This window comes from Enterococcus sp. DIV2453a (assembly GCF_050533535.1).
GTDB lineage: Bacteria > Bacillota > Bacilli > Lactobacillales > Enterococcaceae > Enterococcus > Enterococcus faecalis.
On the sequence record NZ_CP172899.1, the window covers coordinates 1,345,734 to 1,359,853 of the forward strand.

The window sequence follows — 14,120 nt, forward strand, 5'->3', positions numbered from 1 at the left end:
AAAACCCAGCATTTATTGAAAATGCTGGGTTTTATTTATTGTTTTAATTTAAAGCGCCGTTGTTTGCTGGGTTTTGCATAAGTAAAGCCTTCGCCAATTGCTTCATGTACGTTAATGATGGACACAAAGGCTTTTTCATCTATTTCATTAGCAATCCGTTTGACTTCCATTATTTCTCGAGGGCTGACTACCGTGTAGAGAACCCGTTTTTCCACTTGTGAATAAGCACCTTCACCATTTAAATATGTTACCCCGCGTTCTAAAGAAGCCATTAAACTTTGACCGATTTCTTCGGAATGATTGGAAACAATTAAAATTCCTTTCGCAGCATAGGCTCCATCGAGTACAGAATCGACAACACGACTGAAAACAAAGGACACAATTAAAGTATACATCATTCGTTTGACATCAATATAGGTCAACGAGAGGAGTAAGACTGCAACATCAAAAAGTAACAACGAGCGGCCCATGCTAATCCCAAAGTATTTTTCGAAAATGCGGGCAATGACGTCGGTCCCACCAGTGGTTCCGCCTACGCGGTAAACAAGGCCACTCCCAAATCCTGCGGCCAAACCAGCTAAGAGAGCAGCAATCAATAAATCATGATCTAAATTAATTTCAACAGGAAATTTTTGCCAAAACCACAAAAATACTGATAACGACACGGTGCCAATTAGCGTATAATAGAGGGAGCGTTTGCCTAAAATTTTACCACCAATTAATAAGAGCGGAATATTGATTAATAATGTCGTATATGCTGGGTTAAAATGAAATAAGGCTCTTAAAATCAAAGTAATCCCCGTGACACCACCTTCGGCCAGGTCATTGGCAATATTGAAAGTAACCAAACCAAAGGCATAGATACAGCTTCCTAATACAATAAATAACACATCTTTAAAATAAAATCTTTGTTCTTCCATTTAATCACGTCCTTTTACAGTATAAACTGTATCATTCTCTATATAAAACAACAAGTAGAACCTTTCCAGATAGCCGAGTTTTTGATAAGATGTAGGAGGTAGAGTAAGAAAGGTTGGGGTAAAATGTCAGAATCAGAACAACGTAGTTTGCAATCGATGCAAACAGAAGTTGATGATTATATTCAACAGTTTAAAACAGGCTATTTTTCACCATTAGGACAAATGGCTCGTTTGACGGAAGAGGTCGGAGAATTAGCCCGTGAAGTCAATCATTATTATGGTGAAAAACAGAAAAAAGCAGACGAAAAACCAAAGACAGTATCAGAGGAACTTGGAGATGTCTTTTTTGTATTGATTAGCATGGCAAATTCTTTAGAGATTGATTTAACCGAAGTTTTTGAAGAAAATATGGCCAAATTTAACAAGCGGGATCGCTATCGCTTTGAAAGAAAGGATGGGAAAACACATGATTAAAATAATTGTCGCTGGGTTTAAAGGACGGATGGGCAGTACTGCTACACAAATGGTCATAGAAACCGCAGACTTTGAATTAGTAGGTGTGTATGATCCTCATGAAGCACAAGAAACTGTTTCTTTCAATGATGAAACAGCAATTCCCGTTTTTCAGCGCTTAGAAGAAGTCCTAGCTGTCAAACCAGATGTTTGGATTGATTTTACGGTTCCTGAAGCCGCCTATCCAAATACACGTTTTGCGTTGGAACATGGTATGGCGCCAGTTGTTGGGACGACAGGCTTTACGGAGGAACAAATCAACGAATTGACAAACCTATCTCGAGAAAAAGCCATCGGCGGCTTAATTGCGCCAAATTTTGCAATTGGGGCAGTTTTAATGATGCAATTTGCCCAAAAAGCGGCACAGTATTTTCCGGATGTGGAAATCATTGAATTACATCATGATAACAAATTAGATGCACCAAGTGGAACGGCTATAAAAACTGCAGAAATGATTCAAGAAGTTCGGCCAGCAAAAAAACAAGGGAATCCGCAAGAGGTAGAATCAATACCAGGGGCACGCGGGGCTGATTTCGAAGGTCTGCGAATCCATAGTGTCCGCTTACCTGGTTTAGTGGCACACCAACAAGTCCAATTTGGCAGTGTAGGTGAAGGGCTCACTATTCGGCATGATTCTTATGATCGGCGTTCATTCATGACAGGAGTAGCGTTAGCTTGTCGGCAAGTGGTACAGAGAACAGAACTACTTTACGGATTGGAACAGATGCTATGAAATTGACAACTATTCCAAACGAATTTAAAGAAGCCGCTCCCGTTATTCGTGAAATCAATGCACAGGGCTTTGAAGCGTATTTTGTCGGGGGCAGTGTGCGTGATGCTTTATTAAATAAACCAATCCATGATGTCGATATTGCGACAAGTGCCTATCCAGAAGAAATTAAGCAAATTTTTAAACGAACCGTTGATGTGGGCATCGAACATGGCACAGTCCTTGTATTGATGGAAGACCAACAGTATGAAGTAACAACCTTTCGTACCGAGTCAACTTATCAAGACTTTCGCCGACCAGATGAAGTCACCTTTGTTCGCTCCTTGAAAGAAGACTTAAAACGGCGAGATTTTACGATTAATGCCTTGGCGCTTGACAGCACAGGCGAAATCATTGATTTATTTGATGGTATCGAAGATTTAACTAATCAAACCATTCGTGCAGTCGGCAATCCCCATGAGCGGTTTCATGAAGATGCTCTGCGGATGATGCGGGGCTTACGCTTTGCTAGCCAATTAGATTTTAAAATTGAAGAAAAAACCTTAGCCGCTATCGCTGAATTTCATCCTTTATTAGAAAAAATTTCAGTAGAGCGCATTACGATTGAATTTGTAAAAATGCTTTTAGGGGTTAATCGACAAGGTGGCTTAGCTCCGTTTATTGAAACAGAATGCTATCAATATTGTCCCAAATTACGAGAACAAGGGGCTGGACTTTTTCGTTTAATGGACTTGCCTGCTCGTCAAATTGAAACAGAAGCAGAAGCGTGGACGTTACTTATCCAATCATTGAATTTACCAGAAGCAGAAATCCGCCCCTTCTTAAAGGCTTGGAAACTTTCAAATCAATTAATTCAAAACGTTTCACAATTAGTACGTGGTCTGCGTTTTCGTTTGAGTAACGACTGGCAGCCAATGATGCTTTATGAATTAGGCGAAGAATCAGCAGTACTTGTTGAAAGACTTTTATATTATTACCAACAAGAGAGTCAAGTACAAGTAACAAAAGAGTTAGTTAAGGCATTACCCATCCATCAAAGACATGAATTGGCCATCACAGGAAAAGACCTTTTAGCCGTCTTAGAAGAAACACCAGGCAAATGGTTAGGGGAACTGATTGCTGAAATCGAGCAACACGTTGTTGAAGGTAGCTTAGAGAATAAACAAGAAGTTCTGCTTTCGTTTGCTAAAAAACAACGTTCAAAAGGAGAGAAAGCATAATGCCAACAGAAATGTTTACAAAAGAATTTTTGGTGAAAGAATCACAAACGGCTAAAATGCTCGGTTCTGGTGACTTAGAAGTTTTAGGAACCCCTGCTTTAGCTGCCATGATTGAACAAACAGCCAAAGAAGCTGTGAAGGACCAATTATCAGTTGGGGAAACAACTGTCGGAACGGTGTTAGAATTGCGCCACTTATATCCATCTGCGGTAGGGGCGACAATCGTTGTTACGATGACCAGCATTGAACAGACTGCACACAAAATACGCTATGAATTTGTTGCTTATGAAGGAGAGCGACAAATTGCCAAAGGTTCTCACCAACGTGCAGTAGTTGAGATTGATTCTTTTTTTAAAAGAATAACAAAAGATTAAGAATCTACAGCGAAAGTTTGTGACCGTTTATCAAAAGTATGGTAAACTAATAATGTAAGAAATTATTTTTAAGTAAGGAGATTTGTGCTATGGCTAGAGAAATGACAGGACTTAAATTTTATTTCAGAAATGGTGAAACTTGGACGATTGATCGTCGTTTTATTGGTGATTTATGGATCAAACATATTACAACAAGTTTTGGCCGTATCCATGGTAGTGAATTTGTTGAAATTCATCCATGTGAAGGGTTCAAAATTGAAATTTTCCAAGAAGGAGATCATGTTCAAACCCACGATATTAACTTAGGTGGCTTAGAATTAGGGATGTTCTCTCGTGCTTTAAAATATGAAGATATCGAACGTATGGAAATTCTTTACAAAAATGGCACACCAGATTTAGTTTATTTCCCTTACAAAGATAAAACAGATGAGGGCTTGGATAACATCTATCAATCTACAAAAGTCAGCGAAAAAACTAAAAACTTATACATTGTTATCGACCCAACACAAACAGTTGATGATGTATACGCTGAAGAATTAAAATAATTTTTGCCCCACAGGAATCAGTGAAATGACTGGTTCCTGTGGCTTTTTTAGTCTTTTGGCGAATAAAATAACATTGGTTTTAATGGAATAGTCGAAAAAATAAGCGAATAAGTGTTGACACATGTTTTTTCTAGCGGTATACTGTTAACAATTCTTAATTAAATCAGTTTTGGAGTGATTCTTATGACAACAACGAAGAAAAACCATACACAACTGAATAACTTTTACTTTAGCTATTTTAGATAGGTTTGTATTCATAACATTATGGGTACAGACAACAAACGTTTGTATCTATAATGGCTAGGGAAATTTAAGATGACTTTCAGCCATGTAGATTTAAGAAAATCTATAGTGGCTTTTATATTGCTTTTTTGTAGGGTATTCACTGTAGATTTTTCTTAAAATTTACTGTGAATATCCTTTTTGTTTGGCCAAAAATTAGGATTTCAGAAACTTACTAAAAAAATTTCGTAAAGGAGCACACAGGATGAAAGAAATAACTGGAGCCACTCGTTTAGCTGGGCTATTCGCGAAACCCAGCCAACACAGTATTTCACCGTTGATTCATAATACAGCATTTCAAAATTTAGGAGTTGATGCTCGGTATCTGGCGTTTGACGTTGGACAAGAGACATTGCCACAAGCAATTGAAGCGATTCGAACGTTTCACATGTTAGGGGCCAACTTATCAATGCCCAATAAAGTGGCGGCTGTAAGTTATATGGATGAACTAAGTCCTACCGCTCAACTGGTTGGCGCAATTAATACGATTGTCAACAAAGATGGAAAACTTTACGGAGACAGCACGGATGGTACTGGTTTTATGTGGAGTTTGAAAGAGAAAAAGGTTGACGTTTTTCAGAATAAAATGACCATCTTAGGAACAGGTGGTGCAGCCTTATCAATCATTGCCCAAGCTGCTTTAGATGGCGTGAAAGAAATCGCCGTTTACAACAGGAAAAGCGCGGGGTTTAACGACAGTCAAAAAAAACTGGCAAATTTCACTGAACGAACCAACTGTGTAATCCATTTAAACGATTTAGCGGATACTGAAAAACTAGCAAAAGATGTTGCTGAAAGCGTCTTGTTAGTTAATGCAACGAGTGTGGGTATGCATCCACATGCACATAGTAGTCCTATAGAAAATTATGCAATGATTCAACCGAAGTTATTCGTGTATGATGCTATTTATAATCCCAGAGAAACACAGTTATTAAAAGAAGCCCGTTTACGTGGCGCAGAAACAAGCAACGGCTTGGACATGCTACTTTATCAAGGAGCTGCTGCTTTTGAACAATGGACAGGACAAAAAATGCCTGTATCAGTCGTAAAACGTAAAATTGAAAATAGATAAAAAGAGCGCCGTTTAAAGGCATGAGGAGAGAATATAATGATCGTAATTATGAAAGAAAATGCAACCGAAAAGCAAATGAAACAAGTCATTGATTTAGTAACAGGTGCAGGCTTAACTACTCAAACAAGTCAAGATAATGGAAAAACAGTGATAGGCTTGATTGGTGATACAGAAAAGTTAGTTGAAGCAGAGTTAACAGCATTAGAAGGCGTGGAGAAAAGTGTCCGCATTTCGTTGTCATACAAACTAACGAGTCGTTTATTTCATCCAGAGAATACAGTGGTTGATGTGAACGGTGTTAAAATCGGTGACGGCAGTATGACCATGATGGCGGGCCCTTGTTCAATCGAAAGCTTAGATCAGATTCGTGAATGTGCGCGAATTGCTAAAGCTGGCGGTGCAACAATTTTACGAGGTGGTGCATTCAAACCTAGAACGTCGCCATACGCTTTCCAAGGACTAGAAGAAGAAGGACTAAAATACATTCGCCAAGCGGCTGATGAATTAGATATGCAAGTCATTACAGAAGTAATGGATGAAGCGAATTTAGAACTTGTCGCAAAATACAGTGACATTTTACAAATCGGTGCGCGCAACATGCAAAATTTCAAGTTATTACAAGCGGTTGGTAAAACTGGAAAACCTATTGGCTTAAAACGCGGGATTGCTGGTACGATTGATGAATGGCTAAACGCAGCTGAATACATTGCTGCGCAAGGGAATTTCAATGTGATCTTCATTGAACGTGGGATTCGTACGTACGAAACCGCTACGCGCAATACACTTGATTTAAGTGCGGTGCCTTTAATTAAAAAATTAAGTCATTTTCCAATTATTGTTGATCCGAGTCATGGTGTTGGTATCTGGGATTTAGTACCGCCAATGGCCCGAGCAGGTGTTGCTTCAGGTGCGGACGGCTTGATTGTAGAAATTCACCCAGATCCAGCGAATGCGTGGTCAGATGGGCCACAATCCTTGAATGAAAAAACTTACCTACGTATGATGAAAGAAGTTCATATCATCGAAAAAGCAATGAAAGAAATTAATGCTTTAGAAGATTAGTAAAGACAGAGGAGTAGAGGACATGAAATTAACCGTAACGTTACCTACACATTCATATGATTTAACCATCGAAACAGGTGCCTTAGATAAAATTGGCACCTGGGTACGTAGCCTGTGGCAGCCACAACGGGTAGCGATTATTACCGATGAAACGGTGAATAAATTATATGGCGCAGCTGTTGAGAAAGAATTGCAAGCTGCTGGTTTTGAAACATCATTGATTGCTGTAGCGGCAGGTGAACAAAGTAAGAGCCTCGAAACAGCTCAACTGCTTTATGATTTTTTAGCGGAACAGCAATTGACTCGAAGTGATGGTCTAATTGCTTTAGGTGGAGGCGTTGTGGGAGATCTAGCTGGATTTGTCGCTTCAACCTATATGCGCGGTATTCACTTTTTGCAAGTACCAACAACCTTACTGGCACAAGTAGATAGTAGCATTGGAGGTAAAACAGCGGTTAACACTAAAAAAGCCAAAAATCTTGTTGGTACTTTTGCCCAACCAGATGGGGTTTTAATTGATCCTAATACACTTAAAACATTAGAACCTAGACGTGTTCGTGAAGGAATTGCAGAAATTGTAAAATCAGCAGCTATCGCTGATGTTGAATTGTGGCACCGTTTATCCTCTTTGGAAAATGAACAAGATTTAGTGGCACATGCAGAAGAAATTATCACGGCCTGTTGCAAGATTAAACGTGATGTCGTCGAAGAAGATGAATTAGATTTGGGCTTACGTTTGATTCTGAATTTTGGGCATACGATTGGCCACGCATTAGAAAATACAGCTGGTTACGGGGTGATTGCTCACGGTGAAGGCGTTTCTTTAGGAATGATTCAAATAACTCAAGTCGCAGAACAACAAGGGCTTTCTCCACTTGGGACTACCCAAGAGTTGGTCACCATGCTAGAAAAGTTCCATTTACCAGTAACGACAGATCGTTGGTCAGAAGAACGTCTCTATCAAGCCATTACACATGATAAAAAAACACGTGGGGGACAGATTAAAATCATTGTCTTAGAAAAAATTGGTCAAGCGAAAATTGTCTCTTTACCAACGGAAGAAATTCGAGCATTTTTAAATAGAGAAGGAGGAATTTAAGATGCGCTTTATTACAGCAGGCGAATCACATGGACCTGAATTAACTGCTATTATTGAAGGCTTACCAGCCGGCTTGCCTTTAAGTAGCGAAGAGATTAACCGAGAATTAGCAAGACGTCAAGGCGGTTACGGTCGTGGGGGACGGATGAAAATTGAAAAAGACCAAGTACGTATTACTTCGGGTATTCGGCATGGTAAAACACTTGGCTCACCAGTAACGTTGATTGTCGAAAACAAAGACTGGAAAAATTGGACCTCCGTGATGTCAGTAGAGCCAGTTCCTGAAAAACAAAAGAAAATCCGCCGCGTCAGCAAACCACGTCCAGGACATGCTGATTTAGTCGGTGGCATGAAATATCAACATGATGATTTACGGAATGTTTTAGAACGGTCTTCGGCACGAGAAACAACGATGCGTGTGGCGATTGGTGCGGTTGCTAAAAAACTCTTAGCTGAATTGGATATCCAAGTTGCTGGGCATGTCGCGGTATTAGGTGGGATTGAAGCTACGATCCCTGAAAATTTAACGATCCGTGAAATTCAAGAACGGTCTGAACAATCTGCAGTTCGCGTATTAGATCCTTCCGTAGAAGAAAAAATGAAAGAACTAATTGACCAAACCAAGAAAAATGGCGATACAATTGGTGGGGTAGTAGAAGTACTTGTGGGTGGCGTTCCAGCTGGCTTAGGTAGCTATGTTCAATGGGATCGTAAACTAGATGCCAAAATTGCGCAAGCTGTTGTAAGCATCAATGCTTTTAAAGGTGCTGAGTTTGGCATTGGATTTGAAATGGCGCAACGCCCTGGTAGTCAAGTGATGGACGAGATTGTTTGGGACGAAAGTACAGGTTATACCAGAACTTCCAACAATTTAGGCGGTTTTGAAGGAGGAATGACCAACGGAATGCCAATCATCGTTCGTGGTGTCATGAAACCTATTCCAACCCTTTATAAACCATTGCAAAGCGTAAATATTGATACAAAAGAGCCTTATAAGGCCAGCGTTGAGCGCTCTGATAGCACGGCAGTACCGGCCGCTAGCGTTGTTTGTGAAGCCGTTGTTGCAACGGAAGTAGCGAAGGCTATGCTCGAAAAATTTGATAGTGACTCATTTGAACAAATGAAAGAAGCAGTGAAACGTTATCGCCTATATACTCAAAACTTTTAATGGAAGAAAGTCGCAAGTATATGGAGGGAAAAAATGAAGAAACGTATTTTAATCGTAGGATTAGGGCTAATCGGGAGTTCACTGGCTTTGTGTATCAAAAAAGGACATCCCAACAGTGAGATTATCGGTTTCGATAATCAAGCGGAGGCAACTGAATTTGCTAAGAAAACGGGTCTAATTGATGAGATAGCTGAATCTTTAACAAGTGGGGCAAGACGAGCAGAGATTATTTTTCTTTGTTCCCCAGTTAAAGCAACTTTAGTACAACTAGAAGAATTAAACCAATTATCACTAGAAACTGCTCTGATCACAGATGTGGGTAGTACCAAGGTGGAAATTAATCAGTTAGCAACAAAGCTTAACATGAAAAATTTTATTGGTGGTCATCCAATGGCTGGTTCACATAAATCCGGCGTAACAGCCGCTGATGAACGTTTGTTTGAAAATGCCTACTATATTTTTACCGATGACCATGGCGAAAAAAACAAACAGATTCAGGAGTTACAAACGTTACTAAAAGGAACGCATGCGAAGTTTATTACGATGCCTGCACAGGAACATGATGAAATTACTGGTGCTCTAAGTCACTTGCCACATATTGTTGCCGCAGCTTTAGTGAACGAAAGTCAGCAACTGAATACCACTTACCCTAGAGCGCAGCAGCTAGCGGCTGGAGGATTCAGAGATATTACTCGAATTGCTTCCTCTGATGCAACGATGTGGACGGATATTTTATTAAGCAATCGCTTAGTATTATTGGACTTACTAGAAAATTGGCAAAAAGAGATGACTACTGTTTGCCAATGGTTAACAGAAAAAAATGCCCCAGCTATTCGTAATTTTTTTGATAAGGCCAAAGAAACACGTGCTCAGTTGCCCATTCATAAAGAAGGCGCAATCCCAGCTTTCTATGATCTGTTTGTTGATGTACCAGATCAACCAGGAATCATTGCTGAAATTACGCAAATTTTAGGCGAAGCGGACCTTTCTCTTACAAATATTAAAATTTTAGAAACGAGAGAAGAAATCTATGGGATTCTTCAATTGTCTTTTAAAAATCAACCAGACTGCCAAGCTGCAAAACAAATTTTATCTAAAAAAACGAACTATACGTGTTACGAAAAATAAGAGGTGATGAGGGTGCAACTACGTACAAATGTGAAACATTTACAAGGGACTCTGATGGTTCCTAGCGACAAATCGATTTCCCATAGAAGTATTATGTTTGGAGCGATTTCTTCTGGAAAAACGACGATTACAAATTTTCTAAGAGGCGAAGATTGTTTAAGTACCTTAGCGGCGTTTCGTTCTTTAGGTGTGAACATTGAAGATGACGGGACGACAATCACCGTTGAGGGGCAAGGATTTGCAGGTTTAAAAAAGGCGAAGAATACAATTGATGTTGGAAATTCAGGGACAACAATTCGTCTGATGCTGGGCATTTTAGCTGGCTGTCCCTTTGAAACGCGCCTAGCTGGTGATGCGTCTATTGCTAAACGACCGATGAATCGTGTGATGCTTCCTTTAAACCAAATGGGAGCGGAATGTCAAGGGGTTCAGCAAACGGAGTTTCCGCCAATTTCTATTCGCGGGACTCAAAATTTGCAACCGATTGACTACACAATGCCTGTTGCAAGTGCTCAAGTTAAATCGGCTATTTTATTCGCCGCTTTGCAAGCCAAGGGCACTTCTGTAGTGGTTGAGAAAGAAAAGACACGTGATCATACAGAAGAGATGATTCGAAAATTTGGTGGGACGCTTGAAGTAGACGGTAAAAAAATTATGTTAACTGGACCGCAACAATTAACAGGTCAAAATGTGGTAGTTCCTGGTGATATCTCTTCTGCAGCTTTCTTTTTAGTTGCGGGTTTAGTAGTCCCAGATAGCGAGATACTTCTGAAAAATGTTGGCTTAAATCAAACGCGGACAGGTATTTTAGATGTGATTAAAAACATGGGTGGTTCCGTCACTATTTTAAATGAAGATGAGGCCAATCACTCTGGCGATTTACTTGTAAAAACGAGTCAATTAACAGCTACAGAGATTGGTGGCGCTATTATCCCACGTTTAATTGATGAGTTACCGATTATTGCTTTGTTAGCTACTCAGGCTACTGGCACGACAATCATTCGAGATGCAGAAGAATTGAAAGTCAAAGAAACCAATCGGATTGATGCAGTAGCGAAAGAATTAACAATTTTAGGCGCCGACATCACGCCTACTGATGATGGCTTAATTATACATGGACCAACTTCTTTACATGGTGGAAGAGTTACCAGTTATGGGGATCATCGTATCGGGATGATGTTACAAATTGCTGCATTACTTGTAAAAGAAGGCACTGTTGAATTAGATAAGGCTGAAGCAGTTTCAGTTTCTTATCCAGCATTTTTTGACGACTTAGAACGTTTAAGTTGTTAACGAAGGAGGATAACGAACCATGGAAAGCATTGTTTTAATTGGTTTCATGGGTGCGGGTAAAACAACTATCGGCCAAAGTTTGGCCAATAAACTAAAGATGCCTCATCTTGATTTAGATACAGCGTTAATGGAAAAAATAGGACGCTCAATTCCTGACTATTTCGAAAAATATGGTGAAGCAGCTTTCCGAGAACAGGAAACCCAACTTTTAAAGGAGCTGTCAAAAAATACAGCCGTCCTTTCAACTGGGGGCGGGATTGTTGTCGGACCAGAAAATCGTAGCTTATTAAAATCTTTTCAGCAAGTGATTTATTTACATGCGACACCAGAAGAGCTGTTAAAAAGAATCGCAGAAGATACTGAAAACCAACGCCCCTTAGCTATAGAACGTTCTTCAAAAGAAATCATTACTTTATTTGAGTCTCGTAAAAATTTTTATGAAGAATGTGCGAAGATGACAATTGATACGACCAATCGCTCACCAGAAGAAATTATCAATGAAATTCTGCAACAATTAAAGGAGTAGAGAAACGATGAAAGTTGGTTATTTAGGTCCGATTGGTTCCTTTACGTACAGTGCAACGTTGGCTGCTTTTCCTGAAGCTACGTTGATGCCGTACGCATCGATTCCAGCTTGCTTGAAAGCAATTGAACAGCAAGAAGTGGCATGGAGCATTATCCCAATAGAAAACACGATTGAAGGAACTGTTAACGCATCGATAGATTATTTGTATCATCAAGCGCAGTTACCTGTCCAAGCAGAGTTAGTTTTACCGATTCAACAACAATTAATGGTGGCAAAAGAGAATCAAGCGATCTGGCAACAAAGTCAGAAAATTTTATCACATCCGCAAGCATTAGCTCAATCGCAGATGTTTCTAGCGAAAAACTTTCCAGAAGCGATTTTAGAAGCAACGCCTTCAACAGCTTACGCCGCCAAATACATTGCAGAACATCCAGAATTACCTTTTGCAGCTATTGCACCAAAACTTTCTGCGGAAATGTATGATTTGACCATTGTTGAAAAAAATATACAAGATTTATCGATAAATCAAACACGATTTTGGGTTCTTGGTTCTGAAAATTTAGCGATTTCTTTCCCGCTATCTGAGAAAAAAATAACGCTGGCGATTACGATGCCAAGTAATGTTCCTGGCTCTTTACACAAAGCATTAAGTGTGTTTAGTTGGCGAGGGATTAATCTTAGCAAAGTAGAATCGCGGCCGTTGAAAACAAAGCTCGGAGAGTACTTCTTTTTAATGGACTTAGTGAATGATCAACCAGAAAAACTAATTGAAGCAGCTTTAACAGAACTGGAACTGATTGGCGCAGAAATAAAAATTTTAGGGGATTACCCGATCTATGTTTTGTCCACACTTTAAAGAGTTAAAAATGAAAATGAAGCTTACTTATTAGATAAAGTGAGTTTCATTTTTTATTAAATTACATATTTGTAATAGGAATTTCCTGCGAAATGAGGTATCCTAAGAAAGGTGATAAAACACAGAGGTAAAGGAGTGACACGATGAGTCGTGTAGATCGTTATAAACATATTCATGAAAAATCGAGACCAGCAGAGCATAAAAAGACCTTTAATCCCCGAAAATCAATGGGTGAACATAGAGAAGAAGAACCAGAAGAACTAGCTGAAAGCCTTCAAGAGCCAGTTTACGAAGACAGCTATACTGAGGACAGTCGCAGAAGTGAGAGGCGACATCAAACAGATTCAGGTGGTGGCAACGGTTCTGACCAACCACCCCGCGGAAAAAAAGACAAGAAACCAAAAAAGAAACGTAAAAAATCAAAAACAAAACGCTTTTTCAAATGGCTAGTGATCCTATTGATTCTGTTATTTGCCTATAGTACAGTCATGTTTTTAAAAGGAAAATCTGCAGCAGAACATGATGACTCGTTGCCTCAAGAAAAAGTAGAAACATTTAATGGTGTCAAAAGTAGCAATGGGGCTAAGAATATTTTAATTCTTGGCAGCGATACACGTGGGGAAGATGCTGGACGAGCCGACACAATAATGGTTCTCCAACTAAATGGACCATCAAAAAAACCGAAATTAATTTCATTTATGCGTGATACATTCGTGGACATTCCTGGTGTCGGGCCGAATAAAATTAATGCCGCATACGCTTATGGCGGTGCTGAATTGGTTCGTGAAACGTTAAAACAAAACTTTAATTTAGATACGAAATATTATGCTAAGGTAGATTTCCAATCATTTGAAAAAATTGTTGACTCTATGTTTCCAAAAGGTGTCAAAATCGATGCAGAAAAATCACTGAATTTAGATGGTGTTGATATTGAAAAAGGGCAACAGGTCATGGATGGACATGTCTTACTTCAATACGCTCGCTTTAGGATGGATGAAGAAGGCGACTTTGGTCGGGTTCGTCGCCAACAACAAGTTATGTCAGCTGTAATGAGCCAAATGAAAAACCCAATGACTTTATTAAGAACCCCAGAATCACTTGGGAAATTAGTCGGCTATATGTCGACAGATGTGCCTGTTAGTTTCATGTTAACGAACGGACCATCATTGCTGATTAAAGGAAAAGCAGGGGTTGAGTCATTATCGGTTCCGGTACCAGATTCTTGGAATTTTGGTGAATCCTCTTATGCAGGCAGTATTTTAGAAGTAGATGAACAAAAAAATGCTGACGCCATCGAAAAATTCCTGAACGAATAAGGAAAGCATTTTAAAA

Annotated in this window: 15 protein-coding genes; 14 read left to right on the forward strand and 1 reads right to left on the reverse strand. The window is 39.5% G+C overall.

Annotated features, from left to right (window positions below; all coding sequences use genetic code 11):
- Window positions 1-35: 35 nt before the first annotated feature.
- A complete protein-coding gene (locus tag IGK03_RS06675; protein WP_002357595.1) occupies window positions 36-920 on the reverse strand; it encodes a YitT family protein in 885 nt (294 codons plus the stop codon).
- 123 nt (window positions 921-1,043) lie between these two features.
- Between IGK03_RS06675 and IGK03_RS06680 the strand changes: the two genes are divergently transcribed.
- The 14 genes from IGK03_RS06680 to IGK03_RS06745 all read left to right on the forward strand — a co-directional run bounded on the left by IGK03_RS06680 (window position 1,044) and on the right by IGK03_RS06745 (window position 14,104).
- Window positions 1,044-1,394: a nucleotide pyrophosphohydrolase gene (locus IGK03_RS06680; RefSeq protein ID WP_002363944.1), complete on the forward strand. Its 351-nt coding sequence runs from the start codon at window positions 1,044-1,046 to the stop codon at window positions 1,392-1,394.
- Window positions 1,387-2,166, forward strand: coding sequence for a 4-hydroxy-tetrahydrodipicolinate reductase (gene dapB, locus IGK03_RS06685; protein WP_010775840.1), 780 nt, complete (start codon window positions 1,387-1,389; stop codon window positions 2,164-2,166). Before IGK03_RS06680 ends, dapB begins: the two co-directional genes overlap by 8 nt.
- Window positions 2,163-3,383, forward strand: a complete 1,221-nt coding sequence (locus IGK03_RS06690) for a CCA tRNA nucleotidyltransferase (RefSeq protein WP_016617312.1) — start codon at window positions 2,163-2,165, stop codon at window positions 3,381-3,383. Before dapB ends, IGK03_RS06690 begins: the two co-directional genes overlap by 4 nt.
- Window positions 3,383-3,757 carry a thioesterase family protein gene (locus tag IGK03_RS06695; protein WP_010713406.1) on the forward strand — a complete coding sequence of 125 codons (375 nt, stop codon included), beginning with the start codon at window positions 3,383-3,385 and terminating at the stop codon, window positions 3,755-3,757. Before IGK03_RS06690 ends, IGK03_RS06695 begins: the two co-directional genes overlap by 1 nt.
- A gap of 89 nt (window positions 3,758-3,846) precedes the next feature.
- Complete coding sequence (locus tag IGK03_RS06700; RefSeq protein ID WP_002357586.1) at window positions 3,847-4,302, forward strand: hypothetical protein; 456 nt, start codon at window positions 3,847-3,849, stop codon at window positions 4,300-4,302.
- A gap of 487 nt (window positions 4,303-4,789) precedes the next feature.
- Complete coding sequence (aroE, locus tag IGK03_RS06705) at window positions 4,790-5,656, forward strand: shikimate dehydrogenase (protein ID WP_002369402.1); 867 nt, start codon at window positions 4,790-4,792, stop codon at window positions 5,654-5,656.
- A gap of 36 nt (window positions 5,657-5,692) precedes the next feature.
- Window positions 5,693-6,718 (forward strand): 3-deoxy-7-phosphoheptulonate synthase, encoded by a 1,026-nt coding sequence (aroF, locus tag IGK03_RS06710; RefSeq protein ID WP_002363948.1) that lies wholly within the window; start codon window positions 5,693-5,695, stop codon window positions 6,716-6,718.
- 22 nt (window positions 6,719-6,740) lie between these two features.
- Window positions 6,741-7,817 (forward strand): 3-dehydroquinate synthase, encoded by a 1,077-nt coding sequence (aroB, locus tag IGK03_RS06715; protein WP_002357583.1) that lies wholly within the window; start codon window positions 6,741-6,743, stop codon window positions 7,815-7,817.
- 1 nt (window position 7,818) lies between these two features.
- On the forward strand, window positions 7,819-8,985 hold the full coding sequence (aroC, locus tag IGK03_RS06720; protein WP_002357582.1) for a chorismate synthase: 1,167 nt from the start codon (window positions 7,819-7,821) through the stop codon (window positions 8,983-8,985).
- 33 nt (window positions 8,986-9,018) lie between these two features.
- Window positions 9,019-10,113 carry a prephenate dehydrogenase gene (locus IGK03_RS06725; RefSeq protein WP_002382322.1) on the forward strand — a complete coding sequence of 365 codons (1,095 nt, stop codon included), beginning with the start codon at window positions 9,019-9,021 and terminating at the stop codon, window positions 10,111-10,113.
- A 6-nt stretch (window positions 10,114-10,119) separates the two neighbouring features.
- Complete coding sequence (aroA, locus tag IGK03_RS06730) at window positions 10,120-11,406, forward strand: 3-phosphoshikimate 1-carboxyvinyltransferase (protein WP_049095484.1); 1,287 nt, start codon at window positions 10,120-10,122, stop codon at window positions 11,404-11,406.
- Between the two features lie 19 nt (window positions 11,407-11,425).
- Window positions 11,426-11,932, forward strand: coding sequence for a shikimate kinase (locus IGK03_RS06735; protein ID WP_010713403.1), 507 nt, complete (start codon window positions 11,426-11,428; stop codon window positions 11,930-11,932).
- Window positions 11,933-11,939: 7 nt separating this feature from the next.
- Window positions 11,940-12,788: a prephenate dehydratase gene (pheA, locus tag IGK03_RS06740; RefSeq protein ID WP_033624968.1), complete on the forward strand. Its 849-nt coding sequence runs from the start codon at window positions 11,940-11,942 to the stop codon at window positions 12,786-12,788.
- Window positions 12,789-12,931: 143 nt separating this feature from the next.
- On the forward strand, window positions 12,932-14,104 hold the full coding sequence (locus IGK03_RS06745; RefSeq protein ID WP_002365661.1) for an LCP family protein: 1,173 nt from the start codon (window positions 12,932-12,934) through the stop codon (window positions 14,102-14,104).
- Window positions 14,105-14,120 lie beyond the last annotated feature (16 nt).